Source organism: Demequina aurantiaca (assembly GCF_000975135.1).
GTDB lineage: Bacteria > Actinomycetota > Actinomycetes > Actinomycetales > Demequinaceae > Demequina > Demequina aurantiaca.
The window spans coordinates 1,449,348-1,468,932 of sequence record NZ_BBRF01000001.1; the positions used below are offsets into that span (position 1 = coordinate 1,449,348).

The 19,585-nt window shown below is 62.9% G+C and carries 14 protein-coding genes and 1 other RNA gene; 12 read left to right on the plus strand and 3 right to left on the minus strand.

Going from position 1 to position 19,585, the window contains the following annotated elements:
* The first annotated feature begins 11 nt into the window (after positions 1 to 11).
* The 4 genes from AOP73_RS06575 to ssrA all read left to right on the plus strand — a co-directional run bounded on the left by AOP73_RS06575 (position 12) and on the right by ssrA (position 9,701).
* On the plus strand, positions 12 to 1,850 hold the full coding sequence (locus tag AOP73_RS06575; RefSeq protein ID WP_160295444.1) for a DUF2207 domain-containing protein: 1,839 nt from the start codon (positions 12 to 14) through the stop codon (positions 1,848 to 1,850).
* Positions 1,851 to 2,418: 568 nt separating this feature from the next.
* Entirely contained in the window at positions 2,419 to 6,990 is a 4,572-nt protein-coding gene (locus AOP73_RS11755; RefSeq protein ID WP_084626608.1) for a 3-keto-alpha-glucoside-1,2-lyase-like domain-containing protein, read from the plus strand.
* Between the two features lie 83 nt (positions 6,991 to 7,073).
* Complete coding sequence (locus tag AOP73_RS06585) at positions 7,074 to 9,215, plus strand: MMPL family transporter (RefSeq protein ID WP_061964054.1); 2,142 nt, start codon at positions 7,074 to 7,076, stop codon at positions 9,213 to 9,215.
* 117 nt (positions 9,216 to 9,332) lie between these two features.
* Positions 9,333 to 9,701, plus strand: a transfer-messenger RNA (tmRNA) gene (gene ssrA, locus AOP73_RS06590).
* Between the two features lie 99 nt (positions 9,702 to 9,800).
* On the opposite strand, the gene AOP73_RS06595 is transcribed toward ssrA, so the two are convergent.
* The 3 genes from AOP73_RS06595 to AOP73_RS06600 all read right to left on the minus strand — a co-directional run bounded on the left by AOP73_RS06595 (position 9,801) and on the right by AOP73_RS06600 (position 13,061).
* Positions 9,801 to 11,528, minus strand: coding sequence for an InlB B-repeat-containing protein (locus AOP73_RS06595; protein WP_061964056.1), 1,728 nt, complete (start codon positions 11,526 to 11,528; stop codon positions 9,801 to 9,803).
* A gap of 78 nt (positions 11,529 to 11,606) precedes the next feature.
* The gene (locus AOP73_RS11870; RefSeq protein ID WP_152650556.1) at positions 11,607 to 11,810 is read right to left on the minus strand and encodes a hypothetical protein; all 204 of its coding nucleotides are present in this window, start codon (positions 11,808 to 11,810) and stop codon (positions 11,607 to 11,609) included.
* A 144-nt stretch (positions 11,811 to 11,954) separates the two neighbouring features.
* Positions 11,955 to 13,061: a fatty acid desaturase family protein gene (locus tag AOP73_RS06600; RefSeq protein WP_084626609.1), complete on the minus strand. Its 1,107-nt coding sequence runs from the start codon at positions 13,059 to 13,061 to the stop codon at positions 11,955 to 11,957.
* Positions 13,062 to 13,276: 215 nt separating this feature from the next.
* Between AOP73_RS06600 and AOP73_RS06605 the strand changes: the two genes are divergently transcribed.
* The 8 genes from AOP73_RS06605 to AOP73_RS06640 all read left to right on the plus strand — a co-directional run bounded on the left by AOP73_RS06605 (position 13,277) and on the right by AOP73_RS06640 (position 19,578).
* Positions 13,277 to 14,242: a calcium/sodium antiporter gene (locus AOP73_RS06605; protein WP_061964058.1), complete on the plus strand. Its 966-nt coding sequence runs from the start codon at positions 13,277 to 13,279 to the stop codon at positions 14,240 to 14,242.
* A 22-nt stretch (positions 14,243 to 14,264) separates the two neighbouring features.
* Positions 14,265 to 15,074 carry an ABC transporter ATP-binding protein gene (locus AOP73_RS06610; RefSeq protein ID WP_061964059.1) on the plus strand — a complete coding sequence of 270 codons (810 nt, stop codon included), beginning with the start codon at positions 14,265 to 14,267 and terminating at the stop codon, positions 15,072 to 15,074.
* On the plus strand, positions 15,056 to 16,660 hold the full coding sequence (locus AOP73_RS06615) for a hypothetical protein (protein WP_061964061.1): 1,605 nt from the start codon (positions 15,056 to 15,058) through the stop codon (positions 16,658 to 16,660). Before AOP73_RS06610 ends, AOP73_RS06615 begins: the two co-directional genes overlap by 19 nt.
* A 42-nt stretch (positions 16,661 to 16,702) precedes the next feature.
* Entirely contained in the window at positions 16,703 to 16,990 is a 288-nt protein-coding gene (locus tag AOP73_RS06620) for a DUF3039 domain-containing protein (RefSeq protein WP_061964915.1), read from the plus strand.
* Between the two features lie 87 nt (positions 16,991 to 17,077).
* On the plus strand, positions 17,078 to 17,365 hold the full coding sequence (gene clpS / locus AOP73_RS06625; protein WP_061964064.1) for an ATP-dependent Clp protease adapter ClpS: 288 nt from the start codon (positions 17,078 to 17,080) through the stop codon (positions 17,363 to 17,365).
* Entirely contained in the window at positions 17,362 to 18,009 is a 648-nt protein-coding gene (locus AOP73_RS06630; protein ID WP_160295445.1) for a DUF2017 family protein, read from the plus strand. The genes clpS and AOP73_RS06630 overlap by 4 nt, the downstream gene beginning before the upstream one ends.
* Entirely contained in the window at positions 18,002 to 18,808 is an 807-nt protein-coding gene (murI, locus tag AOP73_RS06635) for a glutamate racemase (protein WP_061964067.1), read from the plus strand. Before AOP73_RS06630 ends, murI begins: the two co-directional genes overlap by 8 nt.
* Positions 18,805 to 19,578: an MBL fold metallo-hydrolase gene (locus AOP73_RS06640; RefSeq protein ID WP_084626610.1), complete on the plus strand. Its 774-nt coding sequence runs from the start codon at positions 18,805 to 18,807 to the stop codon at positions 19,576 to 19,578. The genes murI and AOP73_RS06640 overlap by 4 nt, the downstream gene beginning before the upstream one ends.
* Positions 19,579 to 19,585: the final 7 nt, after the last annotated feature.

A 19,585-nucleotide genomic window follows, 5' to 3' on the forward strand; every position in this document is an offset into this window, starting at 1 on the left:
TGATGGGAGCCATGCGTATTCTTGGCTCCCTCGTACTCGCCGCAGTCGCGGTGCTCGTCCCTACCGCGGCACATGGCGCAGCCACGACAGAGCCGGACGACTTTCCGGGCCGCCAGGTCACGCGCTGGGATGCCACGTACGACCTCACCGCTGAGGGGCCGATTCACGTGACGACCGACATCGACTTCGACTTTGGCGACGACCCGGGTCACGGGGTCATTTGGACCTTCCCCACGCGGGTGCACTATGACGATGACTACGATCGTTCTTACTTCATTACCGATGTAGCGGTGACGTCGCCCTCCGGCGCGCCAGACACCCTCAGCGTGAACTACAGCGACAACTGGATGGAGTTCCGGGTGGGCTCCCAGTATGTGGACGATGTCTCTGGCACCCAGACCTACGTGTTGACGTACACGGTCGACCACGTCATGAACACATCGGACCTCGGCGACGAGTTCTATCTCAACGTGGTGGGCGATTCGTGGGCGACCCCTATCTCGGGCATGACGGTCACCGTCAACTCGCCCATCGACGCGACCCGAGCACAGTGTTTCACCGGTGAAGCCGGCGGTGACACAGCATGTGACGCCGTCACCGAGAACGGTGCGACCACTGTATTCCGACAGGGGCACATCGATGCCTACACGCCGTTCACCGTCGACACGTTGTACCCGCAGGGTTCGTTCGACACGACACCCTCGCTGCACGAGCGCGAGGACTTCTCTGACCTGGTCGCTATTACGCCACTGACGGTGGGTGGCAGCCTCGTCATCCTCGCCGGTGGGTTGTTGCTTCTGATCCCGTCACTACGGCGCAAGGCGACCGACGAACAGTTCGCGGACCTCACCCCGGGGCTGCGCCCCGGCTTGGGAGACGATGCCGGGGTCACCAGGCGCGACAAGAAGACTCCCGTTGCGGTCGAGTTTCAACCGCCGCCCGGCCTGCACCCCGGACAGTTGGGGACATTGATCGACGAGAAGGCCGACCCACGCGACGTCACCGCGACCATCGTCGACCTCGCGGTGCGAGGATTCCTGCGCATCGACCCGGTGGTGGACGCGACTCGCCCCGAGGCGGAACCGTCCGACTACACGCTCGTCAAGCTACTCCCGACCGACGGGCGCATGGTCGCGTACGAGCGCAGCCTGTTTGAGGCGATCTTCGAGGGCCGCGAGAGTGTGACGCTCTCCGCGCTGAAGACGACGTTCGCCGCGGACATGGGGATGGTGCAGTCCCAGATGTACGCGAACGTGACCGACCTGGGGTGGTTCCGAGGAAACCCAGCGACGGCGCGCATGGCGTGGGGGATGAAGGGCACTTTCATGCTGCTGTTCGGCCTTGGCGCGCTCATCTTCCTCTTCGCCACGACTACGTACGCGTTGATCGCAGTTCCCTTTGTGATCTTCGGTGTGATGATGTTGGCCACCATCAAGGCAGCCCCAGCGCGCACCGCTGAGGGCACGCGTGTCCTCGCGCAGACCCAGGGTTTCGAGCTGTACCTCGAGACGGCCGATGCTGAACAGTTGCGTTTTGAAGAGGGCAAGGACATCTTCAGTCGCTACCTGCCGTATGCGATCGCCTTCGGAATCGCGGACAAGTGGTCCAAGAAGTTTGAGGCGCTCGCCGCTCAGGGGTACTCGATGCCTGAGCCGGCCTGGTACGGCGGCTATGCGATTGGCGGTTTCTGGCTCGCGTCTCAGGGCTTCGGACACCAGATGGACAGTTTCGCCTCGCAGGTCGACTCTGCCATCAGCGCCCCGACCCCCAGCACGAGTGGAAGTTCCGGCTTCAGCGGCGGCGGGTTCTCCGGCGGGGGCTCATTTGGCGGCGGTGGCGGCGGCTGGTAGACCGGACCCTCTGACTGCACCGCTACTGGGACCCACTGCTCGGCCATCGATATCGTTCGCCGTCTGGCGACCACGAGGTGCCGCCCGAGTGGGTGGCGATGGAAGATACGCCGAGACCGTTGAGGACGCCCGCGGATCTCCTCAGACAAACGCGGTTCTGGTAGGAGAAGCGTCGGCCGGGGAGAGACGAACACGGTAGTGAGAACCGGTCCAAAGACACTCAAAATGACGGGCTTCACCAAATCTCGTGTCGAGATATGGTTTTAGACACGCAAAAGATGGTCAATTAAAAACCAAAGATTGGCGGGCCGATACACAAGTACCGAACTTTCGCTGTCCCACCGTTATCTATCGTTACCAAATCCTTCCAATCTTGGGCGGATTCGTATGGAGAATGCTCTCTTGCCATGTTGATGTCCCTACAAAATGGGAAGCAACGAGCCTTTGTCGAAGAAAGTACATAAGTGGTCGTTTTTGAGGCAAAAGTTGTGTAGCGTGGCGACGTAATGTGCTGGAGAAGGTGGCAAGGATGCCTCGATCTCCAGTTTCCCTACGACAAGGAGCAACGATGCCCCTCTTTCATGGAGCGCCAAATCGGCGCACCACCTACCAAGGTGTGAAACCTCGATCAATCGGGGTGGGCGCGCTGTGCGCGAGCCTGCTCGTCGCCGGATTGAGCACTCCCGCCGCAGCCGAGACAGAGCAAGAACCTGGCGCAACCATGCGCACGTATCACATGCCGCCCGGCATGACCGAACTTTGCACGCTGAAGTCAGGTCAGACCCCTAACGTTGACCGGCTTATCTCCGTTATCGACCTCGAGTCCAATGAGGACTTCGGTGGCACGGACTACTTCGTCACCCACATCACGGCGACGCTCACAGTGCCGACCGACGGTGACTATGGCTTCCGCCTCACCAGCGACGACGGCTCGGCACTGCACATCAACGGTGATCCGATCATCATCAACGACGGCCTCCACGGTCCCGAAACGGTCGATGGCAGCGTTTCACTGACCGCCGGAGAGCATGACCTGTTCGTCGAGCACTTCGACGACCGATTCGACCAGGTGCTCACCCTCGAGTGGAGCCCGCCCGGTACGAGCGAGTACAACGTGGTTCCCGAGAGCGTGCTTAGCACCGAAGCGAACGTGGTCCGCGTCACCGCACCGGGCTTCAAGTACTGCGAGGGTGCGCAGGACACCGCGGGTGACGGCCTCCGCCTTGACACCGTGAACCCCAACTACGACCTGGTGGATATCCGTCCCGAGGGCTTCGAGCCCAAGGTGTCCGGCATGGCGTTCAACGACGATGGCGAGCTGATCGTCAGCACCACCGGATCCGTGAGCTCGGGTGGATGGGTGCCAAACGCAGAGCCTGGCGAGGTCTTCCTTGTCGAGGGAGCGGGCGACGCCAACGGACCCGAGGATGTCACCGCAACCAAGGTTGCTACCGACCTGCTCAACCCGATGGGCGTCGATGTGATCGGCGACTCGATCTACGTCTCGGAGCGACACCAGCTCACCGAGTTGACCGACCCCGACGGCGATGGCTTCTACGACGTGCACACCACGCTCGCGGAATGGCCCGATGGTGGCAACTTTCACGAGTTTGCCTTCGGCCTGATCCACGACGAAGACAACTTCTACGTCAACTTGTCGGTCGCGATCAACAACGGCGGTGCGACTACCAACCCGCAGCCTGCCGAAAACCGTGGCACCACGATCGCGATTGATCGCGAAACCGGAGACCTGTCCTACGTCGCCGGTGGCCTGCGTACCCCTAACGGCATCGGCTTCGGCCCCGACGGCGAGATCTTCGCGATGGACAACCAGGGAGGATGGCTGCCAAGCTCGAAGCTCGTGCACGTCGAGCAGGATCGCTTCTTCAACCACTACACCAACCCGGCCGGACCCTTCGACTCGAACCCGGTGACGCCGCCCGTCGTGTGGCTGCCGCAGAACGAGATCGGAAACTCCCCGAGCACGCCCGTGCTCGTGGAGAACGGTGACTTCGCCGGACAGATGCTGTTCGGAGATGTGACCTACGGCGGTGTGCAGCGCGCCTTCATTGAAGAGGTCGACGGCGAGTACCAGGGTGCGGCCTTCCGCCACACCGCAGGGCTCGAGGTCGGTGTCAACCGCGTGCTCTACGGCCCGGACGGTTCGTTGTACATCGGCGGCACCGGTGAGGGTGGCAACTGGGGAGAGTCGGGCAAGTTGCGCTACGGCCTCCAGAAGCTCTCTCCCCTGAGCGAGGACACCTTCGACATGAAGGAGATGCGCGTCGTCGAGGGCGGTTTTGAGATCGAGTACACGGAGCCCATCTCCGCGGAGACGGCGACAAACATCGCGGACTCCTACGCAGTGAAGCAGTGGAGCTACACGCCCACGGCTCAGTACGGCGGACCGAAGATCGGCGAAGAGTCGCTGTTCGTCACCGATGCCACCGTCTCGGAGGACGGCAGCACGGTCACCCTCGCGGTCGACGGCCTCCAGCCAGGACATGTGGTTCACCTGCGGTCCCCGCGACCGTTCGAATCCGCGACCGAGAAGGAGCTGTGGAGCACCGAAGCCTGGTACACGCTCAACTCGCTTCCCGGCCACGAGGCCCCGGCCGACAACGGTTGGTACGAGGCCGAGGAGTCGGCGCTGACCGGCACCGCAGGAGTGGACACCGAGCACAACGGTTACTCCGGTACCGGTTTCGTTGACGCCATCCAGGAGGTCGGCACCGGTGTTTCCTTCGCCGTGACCGTCGATGAAGCCGGGACGCATCCCATCCATTTGCGATACGCAAGCGGACCAAATCCCGCTCCCGGTGACAAGGATCTGTCCCTGTACGTCAACGGCGAGAAGGTGGGACCGTGGACGCTGCCGGGCCTTCCCGACTGGAAGACCTGGACGACGATCTCTCGAGACGTTGAGCTCAACGCGGGCGTCAACACCGTCGCCCTTCGTTACGACGAGGGCGATGACGGCAACGTCAACATCGACGCCCTGTCGGTGGGGGATACGCTCGACATCTGCACACCGCTGGATCCCGACGAGGGTTACACCTCACTGTTCGACGGCACTCTCGCGAGTTTCGAGAACTGGAAGCACGCGGGAACTGGCTCATTCGGACGGCAGGCGGACTGCACTCTGATGACCTCGGGCGGCCTGGGCCTCCTGTGGTACGAGGAGCAGGAGTTTGAGTCCTACAGCCTCACGCTTGACTGGAAGCTCGTGGCAGACCACAACGCTGGCGTGTTCGTTGGCTTCCCGAACCCCGGGACCGACCCGAACATCGCCATCAACCAAGGCTACGAGATTCAGATCGACGCAACAGACGCCGCAGATCGCACCACCGGTGCTATCTACACGTTCCAGGGCGCCGATGCGGACGCTGTCGAGGCATCGCTGAACCCCGTGGGTCAGTGGAACGCCTACGACATCCAGGTGACCGGGCAGAACATCAAGGTCTATCTCAACGGGACGCTCGTGAACGACTTTGCGAGCACCGACCCGGCCCGTGACCTCACCCGGGGTTTCGTAGGTATCCAGAACCACGGTTCCAACGAAACAGTGTCGTTCCGCGACATCCAGATCAAGGCGATCGAGGCCCCCGAATTTGTCGTGGAGTCGATCGAGGTGACTCAGCTCCCGACCACAACCGAGTATGTGGTGGGTGGAGAACTCAACCTCGGTGGTCTGCAGGTCACGGCGAATGGACCGGATTCGGCCAGCGAGGTGCTGACCGATGAAGAGTTCACGGTGACCGGCTTCGATTCGTCGGGCGCAGGGAACGTGACACTCACGGTGACCTATGATGCGAACGAGTCAATCTCGACGACGTTTGATGTCTCGGTCTTTGAGGAGAACGACTGGTACGAGGCGGAGGAGGGCACGCTCGATTCGGGCGCGTTCGTCGACACCGAGCACAGTGGCTACTCGGGCGCCGGCTACGTGGGCGGCACCTGGAACGAAGGTTCTTCCACCTCGGTCACGATCAATGTTGACGAGGCAGGCACCTATCCGGTGAACGTCCGCTACGCGAACGGGCCCAACCCGTTCGACGGCGATAAGGCCGTGAGCCTGTTCGTCAATAGTGAGGACCTCGGGGACTGGGTATTCCCCAGGACCGGGGCCTGGAACAAGTGGGCGACCGTCACCCGTGACGTGGAACTCAATGCTGGTGCGAACACCATCGAGCTGAGCTTCGAGTCGGGGGATGACGGCAACGTCAACTTCGACGTGCTGTCGCTCGGCGAACGCCAGGACACCGAGGAGCCGGCCACGGTGGAGTCGATCGAGATTACGCAGTTGCCGACCAAGACCGACTACACGGTGGGTGACGAACTGGATCTCGATGGCTTGGAGGTCACGTCTACGTGGACCGACTCGGCCACCGACGTTCTGACCGATGACGAGTTCACCGTGACCGGATTCGATTCGTCGACTGCACGTGACGTGAAGCTCACGGTGACTTACGACGCGGACGCATCGATCACGACGTCGTTCGACGTGACGGTCTCCAAGGAGTCGACTCCCGATCCGGAGCCTACTCCGGACCCTGAGCCAACTCCTGTGAAGTTCCTCGATGTGAATGCGTCGACGAAGTTCTACAAGGAGATCTCGTGGTTGAGCGCTGAGCGTATCTCGACTGGTTGGTCGACACCGAACGGTAAGGAGTTCCGTCCGTTTGATTCGATCGACCGGAATGCTATGGCAGCATTCTTGTACCGGCAGGCCGGTTCGCCTGCAGTACGGCTGCCCGCCCGGTCGCCGTTTGCGGACATCACTCCAAGTACCAAGTTCTACAAGGAGATGGTGTGGCTGAACCAGGAAGGCATCTCGCGAGGGTGGTACTCACCTGGGGAGGGCAGGACGTTCCGACCCTACGAGCCCATCACGCGCGAAGCGATCGCTGCGTTCTTGTACCGCTCGGCGGGAAGCCCCGCGTGGACCGCTCCTAAGAAGTCGCCGTTTAAGGACCTGAAGTCCAGCGACAAGTTCTACGAGGAGATCACATGGCTTGCTGACACCGGCATCACCACTGGTTGGGCGGTGGGCAACTCTAAGGAGTTCCGTCCCACTGCACTGACCAAGCGTGACGCCATGGCGGCATTCCTGTACCGCTACGACCAGTACACCAAGTAGCACCTAAAGCGTCAGGGTCCCGGCATCGAGACGATGCCGGGACCCTGACGCTTCACATCAATGGTGCGGATAGGCTCGATTTCATGCTTGAGAGACTCGGCAAGTCCGTGGCGCTCCGCCCGTACGTCTTTATTGGGGCGTGGACTGTCATTGCCCTCGTTGGCGCAATCTTCGGTGGCGCTGTCTTCGACAAGACGGTCGATATTGACGCAGCTCCACAAGGTGTTGAGTCAATGCAGGTCGACGCGCACCTAGACGAACTGGATCCTGAGGGGCCGATGGTCCTGGGAGTGTTTTCTGGCGAGGATTTCTACTCGCCACCATTGGTCGCCGCTGCGCCCGTCGTGATGCAGCGCGTCCGCGAAGTGCCGGGCGTCGTTGAGGTAATTGACGCATACACGGCTGGCGGTCTCATCGGCGACGATGGTCGCAGTTCGCTGGTGAGCGTCGAACTCTCGGGCGACCTGGAGGACGAGGACGCGCTTGAGGTGGCAGATCAGGTAGCGGAGATCCTCCGTACTATGCCAGCCCCGCTCGTCCAAGTAGGCGGAGAGTTGCTCGGCGAGCAGGAGTTCGTCGACCGAGCTGTGCGCGAGGCGTCGATCGGTGAGGCTGGCGCAATTTTAGTTTTGATTGTTTTGCTGACTCTCATGCTCGGGCGTTTTCGAGTGGGAGGTGTGCCAATCCTTGCGGCGCTCGTAGCGATCGCGAGTGCTTTGCTCCTGATGAGGGTGGCTGTGACAGTAGTTTCGGTTAGCGAATTTGCGATCAACATCATGACGATTCTGGGCCTCGGTTTGGCCGTCGACTACAGCCTCCTGGTGATTGCCCGCTTTCAGGAAGAACGCGAGCTTGATCCACGAGCAAGTCCGGTGGTTCTTCTGGGTCGTACCATGGCGCAAGCTGGCAGGGCTGTCCTTGTCTCTGGCATTGCCGTCTGCATTGCCCTGGGCGGGATGCTCGTCCTGGGTGACCCGATGCTCAGTGGCATGGCCATCGGTGGGTCGGTAGCGGTGATCGGAGCGACGGCAGTCGGGTTGACTCTCGTACCCGCAATCATTGCCGTGATTCACGCTCGAGTTCCGGCACGAGGAGAGCGAAGGTGGGGCCGCCGAGACCCAGCGGCACAGCATCGACGAGGACTTTTGGCGCGCCTCACCACGGTTGCTCAACGCCGACCTATTTACGTTTCAGTCACTGTCACAGGTGTTTTGTTGTTCATGGCTACGCCCTTGGTGGCACTCACACTTGGCAGTTCCGACATCCACTCACTTCCGGCCGACACCGAGGAGCGAGGGGCATACGAGTCGATCACTACCGGATTCCACGATCTCGGAGTTGAACCGGTGACCGTGATTGTCGAGGCGCCTGTATCCGACCCGGACGTCCATGCTCTCCTTGACGAGGCGGCGTCACTCGCGATGGTTGATGACGCGCGGCAGGTTCCCGACCTTCCGAATTCGGTGACGGTAGTGGAGTTCACCCCGCTGGGAACGTCTACGGGAGCTGAGGCTCAAACGCTTGTGCGAGCTATTCGTCAGATCGACTCTTCACTTGCATTTGCGGTAGGCGGACCCGCCGCCGAGGTGGTGGACTCGGTTGATCATCTGACACAGCGGTTGCCGTTCGCCCTGCTCTTTATCATTGGGTCGACGTTCGTATTGCTGTTTGTCCTGACGAAGTCGGTGGTGGTGCCAGTGAAGGCGTTGCTACTCAACGCCCTGACAATCACCGCTACCTTGGGAGTTCTCGTCGCGATATTTCAATGGGGCTGGGCGAGTGAGTTGCTGGGGTTCGATCCCTGGGGAGCCCTTGATGTGACGACGCCGCTGTTCATCGGGATGCTCGCCTTCGGACTATCGATGGACTACCAAGTGTTCCTCCTCGCGCGTATCAACGAGGAGTGGAGACGCAGGGACCGATCCTTGGATCCACGTGAAGCGAACCGGATCGCTGTTTTCGAAGGAATCTCAAAAACAGGTCCCGTGGTGACGCTCGCCGCTGTCGCGATGGCGATCGTGTTCCTAGCCTTCGCGTTGGGCTCGCTGACCGCCATGAAGGAGGTCGGCATCGGGATGGTGGTCGCAATCGTGATTGACGTGACCCTGATCCGTGGTTTGTTGCTGCCTGCGACCATGACTTTGCTAGGTCAGTGGAATTGGTGGCGCCCGGGTAGGGCGTCACATCCGCAATCAGAGCAATCCAAGATGGAAGCGTTAGTGTGAGGCCAAGTCAGCTGAGTCGCCTTGCTATTGGGCCTCGACTCTCTCTTTGTGCTGACCCAGAAGAGTAGGGGTGTTGATTGTCGGGCGTCCCCGGTAGACTGGAGACATAACTGCACAGGGGATGATCGGTTTCGACGTGTGTTTACTTCCCAGGGGAAGCGGGCCGAGGATGTTGGGTTATCTCGTTAACGCTCCCAGCAAACTAATAGGTGCCGATTCCAAGCGCACCGACTTCGCCCTCGCTGCTTAAGCGAGCGCAATGAAGTCCGTCAGCCCAGGGTAGTTCCCGACCTGGTTCCTGGCGTCATCTAGGGAACTTGCTGAATCTCTCCGTCATCGGGAGGTTCGGGACTTTTAGATGACTGGGCCCATCTCATCGGCTTGCCTGATGTTGGTGAGGGGCCGAGAAATATTCTTCAGGCTGCGCCCGGAGAAGACCTGGTTATGGACATGCGGACCCGGGTTCGATTCCCGGCATCTCCACCACTCTGTCGTTTTGCCACGGCAGATCATCCCTGTTGTTACGCGAAAGTGGCCGCCGCCCCGATAGGGGTAGTGGCCACTTTCGCGTGCTGTTTGTGGTTGCTATGCCATTCCCGACCCGTTGCTGCGTCCTGCGAAGCCGCGCTTGCGCGAGCGTCCCAGGAACACCAAGTACAGGCCGAGCGCGATTGACATCGCTGCGGCGTTGCCAAGCAGCACCGCGTCCTCGGGCCCAGTGCCGGCCAGTGCCGGAACGACAGTGACGGGGACGCTCACTTCTTCGCCTGCAACTGAAAAGACCAGCGTGTGCTTGCCGGGGGGAAAGCCTTCAGGAAGCGTGAAGGTGAAGGTTGCGTTACCGTCGGCGGACAGCGTGGTGGCGCCAAGAAACAGCGGTTCTGAGTGGATGTTGAGGCAGACGGCGGAGTAGAAGAAAAACTGCCCGAGCACCTGCTGTGGCTTGCATGATGCCTCGTCTGCTGTCGCATGCAGTGGTGGCACGGTGACGGTCGCTGGCTCGGGGGTGCGGCAACCGGGGCTTAGGTTCTCGAGCTTGATCAGTCCGTCAGCGGAGATTTCGGAAGCTGGCACAAAGCACCCTGTCACTTCGAGGTCGCGGCCCGTTCGCCTGAAGAGATAGGTGCCGGGCGTTTTGCTCTCGCTTGCCTTTTCGTACTCAGCTTTGTCGATCTCGAGGATCCTGAGAGTCTCGCCATCAAATCGTAAGTTGAGTTCAACTGTCGAGGTTCCTCCGGGGAACAAATTCCCGGTGATCACGGGGACCGTGACGCTTTCCATTTTGAGGGGCTCCTCGGCCGGCTCTGTGGTTTCGGTCGACGTATATTTCGCCACCAGAGTGGCATTTCCCGTGACCGGAGTGCTGGGGTCCCATTTGCTGCCGTTTGCATCGAACCATCCCTGGAAAGGTGAGTCACCGTTGTCCCCTGATACGGGATCTGCAGGCGCGCTCACCGTGGCGCCGTCCTTGACCGTCGTGGAGATGGTGGCGGTGCCGTTGGCGGGATCGAACGTAACGACCCATTCGGGAAGGGATTCCGGCGGCAGAGTGGAGCCATCGCCGTACTGCGCGGTCAGGGTGATGTCACTCGTGACGGGAGTGGCCGGATCCCAGTCGGCTCCGGCGCTGTTTTTCCATCCGGTGAGCGGGTGGTCTGGGTCCATCACGGCATCGAACAGAATGTCGAACTTCTCCCCGGTGAGGAGTGGCCCGGTAATCTCGGTGCCATCTAGCCGGGTGTCTTGAGGGACGAGATAACTCACGGTGGGAGTCCCGTCCGCGTAGTCGAGGGTGACGTTGTAGATCGGGGTGTAGACCGCCGTGAACGTATCCCCGGCCGAATACGACGTCGGGATTGCTTTGAGGAGTCCTCCGCTGTCGTTGAGCCACCCTGTGACAATGCCGTTGGAATTCTGTTGTCCGTCGAATGCGCCGGCGAAAACCGACAGATTGGTCGTGCGGGGAAGGAAGGTCACGCTGGTGAGCTCGTTCCCCGCGAAGGCCTCTCCGCCAATGAAGGTCACGCTCGCCGGGATCTCCACCGAGTTCAGTTCGTTTTCTTTGAAGGCGCCGGAGTCGATGGAAATGACGTCGCAGTTGGTCCCTCCGCTAGTCGTGAGCGTGGCGGGAATGGACACGTCCAGAATGGAGGCCGCCAAGTAGTCCGTGATGTTGGCGTTGTCAGAGGAGTCGCAGGTGAAGGCGAATCCCCCATCTGACTCGACTGCCGCGGCGCTCGCTGGCGCAGTGACGACGGCTCCGGTGATGGCCGCCAGGCACGCGGCGACGGTGAGTCTCTTCAAAATCTGCATTGATCCCCCAAGTGAGTGTGTGGTGAACACTACCGGACTTTTGAGTCCACCACAATGGGGTTGAAGGCGGGGCGCGAGCTACCGAGTGAATGCTCTGCTGCGCAGAGCAAGCAACCCGAGCCCAGCCGCGAGTAGAACTGAGGCGACTCCGGCCTGACGTGCCCCATCGACACCAGTTCCTGCAAGTTCCGGACTGACCGCAGACGCCGTCTCAGAGGTGGCAACGGAGAGGTCGCCAGCCGCCGATGCGTTGGGCGCCGCGAGTTCGATTGCCCGCGCCATGTTTGCTGCGCTTACATCTCGACGCCTATTGCGCAAAAAACTGGTCGAAATGTAAGCGCAGGGAACCGCGCCCGCCGAGAACGCAAAAATGGCCGCCAGCGTGAGCTGACGGCCATTCTTGGTGTTGCGCGAACTTGCGCGAGACTAGCTACGCCACTTATTCACCATGGGGCAGTCGAATGGGTCGCGGGCCTGCAGGCCGACGCGGTTCAGGTAGTCGATGACGATCCCGTAGGACTGGAAGAGACCGGTCTCGGTGTACTTCACGTCGTGCGTCTCGCAGTGAATCATGGTCAGCTCGCGAGTCTTGGCCAGGTGGGGGCGCGCCATGTTGGGGAACAGGTGGTGCTCGATCTGGTAGTTCAGGCCACCCATGAGAATGGTCATGAACCAGCCGCCGCGAATGTTGCGCGACGTCAAGACCTGCTTGGAGAAGAAGTCAACCTTGGCATCGGCCGGAATGATCGCCATGCCCTTGTGGTTAGGTGCGAACGATGCGCCCATGTAGACGCCGAATACGGCCATCTGGACTGCCACGAATGCGAAGGCCATGCCCAGCGGCAGGAACAGGAATACGGGCACCAGGTAGATGACGAAGTGCGCGACGATCAGCGACAGCTCGGTCCACTTTTGCTTGGTGGTGCCGTTGGCGAACAGCGACGCGACGGAGCGGTAGTGAAGGTTGTAGCCCTCGAAGGTGAGCAGCGGGAAGAACAGGTAGCCCTGCTTGCGCGTGATCGCGGCAATGAGTCCCTTTGCCTCCTGGGCGTCCTCGTCGATGAAGGAGATCGTGTCCTTCTCGATGTCAGGGTCCTTGCCCTTGGTGTTGGGGCTCTGGTGGTGACGCGAGTGCTTGTTCATCCACCACTGGTAGCTGATGCCCACGGCGAGCGTGGAGATCCAGCGGCCCAGTCGGTCATTCTTGGGGCCCGAGTCGAGGATGACGCGGTGCGAGGCCTCGTGTCCGAGGAAGGCGGCCTGCGTGAGCCAGAGACCCAGCGCGCCCGCCATGAGGAGCTGGAACCACGAGTCGCCCAACAGGATAAAGCCGGTGATGATTCCGCCCAGAGCGAGGGTGAGCACGGCCGCGGAGCCAATGTAGAAGGCGTAGTGGCGGCGGAGAAGGCCCAAGTCGCGGACAGTGCTGGCGAGCTCGGTGAACGTCGACGTGATCGAGTTCACGGGGAACGGCCAGGACGTGACTGTCGCGGTCGGAGCAAACCCTGCTTCGGGTGCGGCTTGATTCGGCATGTCTCTCCTGAGATGTCGGACAACGACTTCTCAGTCGAGGACTGGGCGGAACACCCGTGGTTCAGTTGCCCCTATCCTACGGTGCCGTAGGTTAGATGGCTAGCGCGGAACGCCGGGTTTGTGAAAGTCGCCGTTCTACGTGGGGCAAAGCGACACGCCTCACCGGAAAAAGCCACAAAACCGCGCCCGATGCCGGGGATCGTTACGCTCATGCCATGACCTTTGCGATTCTCGCCACCATCGGCGGACTGGCCATTCTTGCGTGGAGTGCCGACAAGTTTGTGCTGGGCGCTGCAAGCGTTGCTCGCTACCTGGGCATGGCCCCCTTGCTCATCGGCATGTTGGTGATCGGATTCGGCACCTCCGCGCCCGAGATGGTGGTCTCCACCTTCGCGGCCGTTGACGGGAATCCCGAAATCGCCATCGGCAATGCGCTGGGCTCCAACATCGCGAATATTGGCTTGATCCTGGGTGTCACGGCGATAGTGCTGCCGATCATGGTTCACCGCGGGATCTTGCGCAAGGAGCTGCCAGTACTGATTGCTGCGACCGCTGTGGCATGGCTGCTGATGCTCGACGGCACCATTTCCATTGCCGATGCGTCCATCCTGCTCGTGCTGTTGGTGGTGCTCATCACGTGGTCGGTGATGTCCGCGCGCGTTCATCGCGGCGACAACCTCGCCAAGGAGGCAGCCGAGCACACCGAAACCAGCAAGCTCAGCAAGAAGGCCGCGTGGACCTGGCTCGTGGTCGGACTAGTGCTGCTCGTCGCCGGTTCGCGATTGCTCGTGTGGGGCGCGGTGGAGATCGCACAATCCCTGGGGTGGTCGGACTTGGTCATCGGCCTGACGGTGGTGGCCATCGGTACCTCCGCGCCGGAGTTGGCCGCGTCGCTAGCTGCCGCGCGCAAGGGTGAGAATGACCTGGCACTAGGCAACATCATCGGCTCAAATTTGTTCAATACGCTCGGCGTCATCGGAATTGCGGGTGTTATCACGCCCATCGCCGTCGACAGCGAGGTGCTGACGCGAGATCTGCCCATGGTTGGAATCATGACGATCCTGTTGGTGGTCTTCGCGTGGGGGCGTGTGGGGCGCGGGCGCATCAACCGCATCGAGGGTGCCGTCTTGCTCGCCGCGTGGCTGGCCTACACCACGCTGCTGTTGGTGACGGCGGGCTGACGGCGCCGTATAGCCTGACGGCATGAGTCACGCGAGCGCAACGGCGCCCCCGCATCCGGGCGAGAACCCTGGCGTGGACGTGCCCGCGATCGCATTGCGCAAACTGACCAAGAGGTTTGGGGCGACGCTCGCGGTGGACACGATTGACCTGGACATCCCCGCGGGCTCCTTCTACGGCGTGGTGGGCCCCAACGGCGCCGGCAAGACCACCAGCCTGTCGATGGCCACGGGACTCCTGACTCCCGACTCGGGCACCGCCTTCATCCACGGCGTCAACCTCTGGGCGGTACCCGAGGAGGCCAAGCGCATGCTCGGTGTCCTGCCTGACGGGCTTCATAGTTTTGACCGGCTGACGGGCGCCGAACTCATCTCCTACGCTGGCTTGCTGCGCGGCATGGACCGCGACACCGTGGAGGCTCGGCGCGACGACCTGCTCGCCGCGCTTGATCTCGAGGGGGCCGGGCGCACGCTCGTGACGGACTACTCCGCCGGTATGACCAAGAAGATCTCTCTCGCATGCGCACTGGTGCACGCCCCGCGCGTGCTGGTGCTCGACGAGCCATTCGAGGCCGTCGACCCCGTCTCAGCGGGCGCGATTCGCCGCATCCTCACGGCCTTCGTCGAGTCGGGCGGGACGGTCGTGATGTCCTCGCACGTCATGGCGCTGGTTGAGCGGCTGTGTGACCGGGTGGCCGTCATCGGAGGGGGCCGCATCCTCGCGGAGGGCACACTTGACGAGGTGCGGGGCGGTCGGGAGCTTGAGGACCGGTTCGTGGACCTGATTGGCGACGTAGCAGATCAGCGGGACCTGGCGTGGTTGCGTCAGTCCTAGCCATCAAGTTCCGCACGCAGCGCCATGTGCTGGAGCGTGAACGCTGGCGAATCCTGATCGTCATCGGTGGCGCTCTCTGGGCGGTGGTGCTGCTGCCCTGGACTCTCTGGGGGGCGAGTGCCCTTGCAGCGGAAGGCTCGGACTTTCGCGAGGACGTGCTGGTGGGGGCCACCCTGATCTTGACGCTCGGCTGGGTGAGCGTGCCGGTGCTCATCACGGGGCTCGACGACACGCTTGACCCGGGACGCTTCGCGTCCTTTGGGGTGGGCGCGCGCAGGATCATGGCTGGGCTCACCGTCGCGGCATTGCTCACCATCCCTGTCGCTTTCTTCACCGTGTTCTTCCTCATCCTGACCTCGGTATGGCGGGACTTGGGGGCTGGGCCGGTGATCGTGGCGATAGTGGGTGCGGTGCTCACGGTGCTGTCACTGGTCTTCGTCGCCCGGGTGGCCGCGATGTGGAGCACCAGGGTGCTGGCGTCGCGCCGCGCACGTGGGGCCGCCGTCGCGGGGATTGCGGTGGGACTCGGGCTGATGGCGCCGCTGGCGTGGGTGCTGTTTAGCGACGGACTGGATGCGGTGCTCGAGAACTACTTGGTGGTGTTCCTCGACCAGGTGGCTGTGACGCCGGTGGGGGCAGGCATGTCCGCTCCCAATGCCGCCGCGGTGGGCGACTGGTTTGGCGTGACGTGGCGGCTCGGCGAGCTCGCCCTCTGGGTCCTGCTGCTGTGGGGCGCATGGCGAGCAAACGTCGCGTATGCGCTCGTCAACCCCAAGTTTCGTGGTGCGGGAACGCGCCGCAGGGACGACACGATCATCGCCGCCGTCAAGAATGCGCCGATGCGCGGGGTGCTTCCGACCAGGTCCATGGCGGCCACCGCCGTGCGCGCCCGCTTGCTGCGCTACTGGTTCTCCGACCCGCGCTACCTGGCAAACATGATGGGTGTCTTCGTCTTCCCGGTGGTCTTTGTTGCCCTGGTGATGCCGGTGACGGGCCTGGACGTCCGCTGGTCCTTCCTGGCGCCCGTGCTACTCGCCGCCTCCATCGGCTGGGGCCGTCACAACGACGTGGCGTACGACTCGAGTGCGCTGTGGCTGGACGTGGTCTCGGGCCGCATCGGTGTTGACGTCCTGCGCGGCAGAATGTCCGCGATCGTGGCCTGGGCACTGCCCGCCACCCTGGTGGCGTGCGCCGCAATAGTCGCGTGGAGCGGGCTGTGGCAGGTTGCCCCCGCATTGGTGGGGGCATGCGTAGGGGTGCTGGGGCTCACGCTCGGAGTATCCGCGGTGTCCTCGGTGGTGTTCCCGTACCGAGCGCCGGCGCCGGGGGAGAACCCCCTCGGGGCGGAGGTGGGATCCGTGGGAGCGGGCTTGGTGGCCCAACTCGTGTCCTCGGCGGCCACCGTCGTGCTCTTGCCACTGGTCATCGCGCCACTGGTGCTCGCGCTCGCGGTGGATCCCCGCTGGGCCTGGCTTGCATGCATCGCGGGACTTGCGCTGGGGCCCGCCGCGTACATTGCCGGCGTGCGCCTCGCCGGTCGGGCCTACGACTCCCGTGCGGGCAAACTGCTCGGGGCAGTGACCTAGGAGAGCGAGCATGTTGGTGGCACACGTCGTACCATGGTGCGCATGAGTGAGCCCATGACCCCCGCGCCCCAGACCGACCTCCCGCAGGGCGGCACCGCCACGATCGAGCGCACCACGGTGCGCGAACTGGCCGAGCCCGGCGATGCCGAACGCTTCGCGCACTACGTGCGCAAGGAAAAGATCATGGAGTCCGCGATGAGTGGCGAGCCCGTGATTGCGCTGTGCGGCAAGGTGTGGACGCCAGGTCGCGACCCGCAGAAGTTCCCCGTGTGCCCGCAGTGCAAGGAAATCATTGACGGCCGTTTTGGTCCCGAGGACGGCGGCGAGTAGCCCCCAACCACCTGACGATTGCCGCTGAGGCGGCGACGCATCGGCTCAATGCCTGAAGGTGTGGCCACCGCGCCGTAGGCTAAGAGCGTGGATTCCCAGGAACAGCTCGAGCCCGAGGGCAACGTCGTAACACGCCTGGACGATGCCTGGGTCACCATTGTGTGGAACGATCCCGTCAACCTGATGAGTTACGTCACCCACGTATTTCAGAGTTACTTTGGCTTCACTCGTCAGGCGGCCGAGGCGCGCATGCACGAGGTTCACGAGCACGGCAAGTCCGTGGTGTCCTCCGGGGGTCGCGAAAAGATGGAAGTCGACGTGCAGGCGATGCACGGCTACGGACTATGGGCGACCATGCAGCGGAGTGGCCAGTGAGAGGATTCGCCGAGCGCGACGGGGTAGCCGTCGCCGAACTAGACGAGGATGAACGGGCGGTCGTGGCGCGCATCGTCGCCGACGTGGGGCTACTCCTCGGGGGAGAGGCCTTCGGAATGCAGTCCGAGCCCGTCCGCCCCGAACGCGACGAGGCAGACGAGATCTTCGCTCACTTGGCCGGACTGGAGGATTCGCTCGCCGAGCCGAACGACCCGGCCATCCTGCGGTTGCTTCCCAACGCCGCACCCACCGACCGCGAGGTGGCGAGCGAGTTCCGTCGCCTGACCGAAGGCGATCTGCGCGACACCAAGGTGCGCCGACTGCGCACCATGTGGGAGCAATTGAGCGAGGACGGACCCGAGTGGGAAGTCGAGCGGCAGGACGCGATGGCGACCGCTGCGGCACTGACCGACATTCGGCTCGTGCTTGCCTCGCGACTCTCGCTCAATACCGACGAGGACGCGGACCGGCTCCATACGGAGATTCAACTTGCCGAGCATGCCCTCGACACGGACGCCGAGGACGACCTGATGGTGGACCCCGAGCGCGTGTGGCTCGGAATGCTGTACCAGGCGCTCACGTGGCTGCAGGAGTCTCTCGTCACGTTCGTCGTGAACAGCGAGGAGAGTGACAGCAATGAATGACTCACCGATCGGCGTCTTTGACTCAGGCGTGGGGGGCCTGACGGTCGCGCGGGCCATCATGGACATGATGCCGGCGGAGTCCATCCATTATGTGGGAGACACCGCGAACGGTCCCTACGGCCCGCTGCCCATTTCGGCCGTACGCACGCACGCGCTTGACATCATGGACCAGCTCGTCGAGGACGGGGTCAAGCTGCTGGTCATTGCGTGCAACACCGCATCGGCCGCCGTCCTGAGGGATGCCCGTGAGCGCTTCAGCCGCGAACGCGGGGTGCCCGTGGTCGAGGTCATCGTGCCAGCCGTCCGGCGCGCCGCCGCGCAGACTAAGTCGGGGCGCATCGGCGTCATAGGAACGACCGCCACCATCACCTCTGGTGCGTACGACGATGCGCTGGCGGCGGCACCCGACGTCACCCTGTTCTCGCAGGCCTGCCCTAGCTTTGTGCCGCTGGTCGAGAGTGGCATCACCGCGGGCCCACAAGTGGTCGAGGTGGCGCGCGAATACCTCGTGCCCCTGCAGGAAGCGGACATCGATACGTTGATTTTGGGCTGCACGCACTACCCGATGCTCCAGGGCGCGATCGGCTACGTGATGGGCGAACGGGTGACGCTGGTGGACAGCGCGACGGAGACCGCGATCGACGTTTTCCGCGCACTGGCGGCGAACGGCCTCGAGCGCACCGCGTCAGCGCCACCGATCCACCGCTTCTTTGCGACCGGGGAACGCGCGGACTTTGAGTCCCACGCGCAGCGGTTTTTAGGTCCCGTGGTCACCCAAGTGGAATCATTGGGCGCATGAGACTGACAGTTGTGGGCTGCTCCGGCGCCGTCCCGGGCCCGGCATCACCAGCATCGTGCTACCTGATCGAAGCCGACGACGCGGACGGTCGCACCTGGCGACTGGTGCTCGACATGGGCTCCGGCGCGCTCGGGGCGCTCCAGCGCTACTGCGACCCGTTGGAGATTGACGCGGTGGCAATCTCGCACCTGCATCCCGATCACTGCGCGGACCTTGCGGGCCTGCATACGTACCTCTCGTACCACCCCGACGGACCGGCGGAGACGCTCGTCTACGGCCCCTTCGGTACTGCGAGCCGCATCGACGAACTGCGCGGTGAGGGTACCCACACCCGCGCGCTGACGACCTTTGCCTGGCAGACGGGCACACCCGTCCGGGTTGGTCCCATCACCATCGAGGTGGAGTCCGTGGTTCACCCCGTACCCGCGTATGCGATGCGCATCGAGGGTCCGAGCGAGTTGGAGTCGCGCGAGTCTGCCGTCATCGCCTACTCCGGCGACACGGACGTGTGCGCCGGTCTCAAGAAGGTTGCCTCCGGCGCCGACGTGTTCCTGTGCGAGGCCAGTTTTCTCGATAGCGATAACGCGCCCGAGGGGATGCACATCACCGCGCTGAACGTGGGCAAAGTCGCGCAGCAGGCGGCGTGCGACCGGCTGGTTGTGACGCATCTTCCCCCGTGGGCGGATCCCAATGCCACACGCGTGGAGGTCGGGATGCACTACCGGGGGGCGCTCGACATCGCGCGCCCAGGCATGCATATCGTCGTCTAAGCGCTCA

What these genes read in the sequence shown, in the direction of transcription:
- AOP73_RS06620 (WP_061964915.1), top strand. Translation starts at nt 16,703, where the DNA reads ATGAGTGAGCCCATGACCCCCGCGCCCCAGACCGACCTCCCGCAGGGC.
- AOP73_RS06575 (WP_160295444.1), top strand. Translation starts at nt 12, where the DNA reads ATGCGTATTCTTGGCTCCCTCGTACTCGCCGCAGTCGCGGTGCTCGTC.
- AOP73_RS06600 (WP_084626609.1), bottom strand. Translation starts at nt 13,061, where the DNA reads ATGCCGAATCAAGCCGCACCCGAAGCAGGGTTTGCTCCGACCGCGACA.
- AOP73_RS06595 (WP_061964056.1), bottom strand. Translation starts at nt 11,528, where the DNA reads ATGCAGATTTTGAAGAGACTCACCGTCGCCGCGTGCCTGGCGGCCATC.
- AOP73_RS06640 (WP_084626610.1), top strand. Translation starts at nt 18,805, where the DNA reads ATGAGACTGACAGTTGTGGGCTGCTCCGGCGCCGTCCCGGGCCCGGCA.
- murI (WP_061964067.1), top strand. Translation starts at nt 18,002, where the DNA reads ATGAATGACTCACCGATCGGCGTCTTTGACTCAGGCGTGGGGGGCCTG.
- AOP73_RS06585 (WP_061964054.1), top strand. Translation starts at nt 7,074, where the DNA reads ATGCTTGAGAGACTCGGCAAGTCCGTGGCGCTCCGCCCGTACGTCTTT.
- AOP73_RS11870 (WP_152650556.1), bottom strand. Translation starts at nt 11,810, where the DNA reads ATGGCGCGGGCAATCGAACTCGCGGCGCCCAACGCATCGGCGGCTGGC.
- AOP73_RS06605 (WP_061964058.1), top strand. Translation starts at nt 13,277, where the DNA reads ATGACCTTTGCGATTCTCGCCACCATCGGCGGACTGGCCATTCTTGCG.
- AOP73_RS06610 (WP_061964059.1), top strand. Translation starts at nt 14,265, where the DNA reads ATGAGTCACGCGAGCGCAACGGCGCCCCCGCATCCGGGCGAGAACCCT.
- AOP73_RS11755 (WP_084626608.1), top strand. Translation starts at nt 2,419, where the DNA reads ATGCCCCTCTTTCATGGAGCGCCAAATCGGCGCACCACCTACCAAGGT.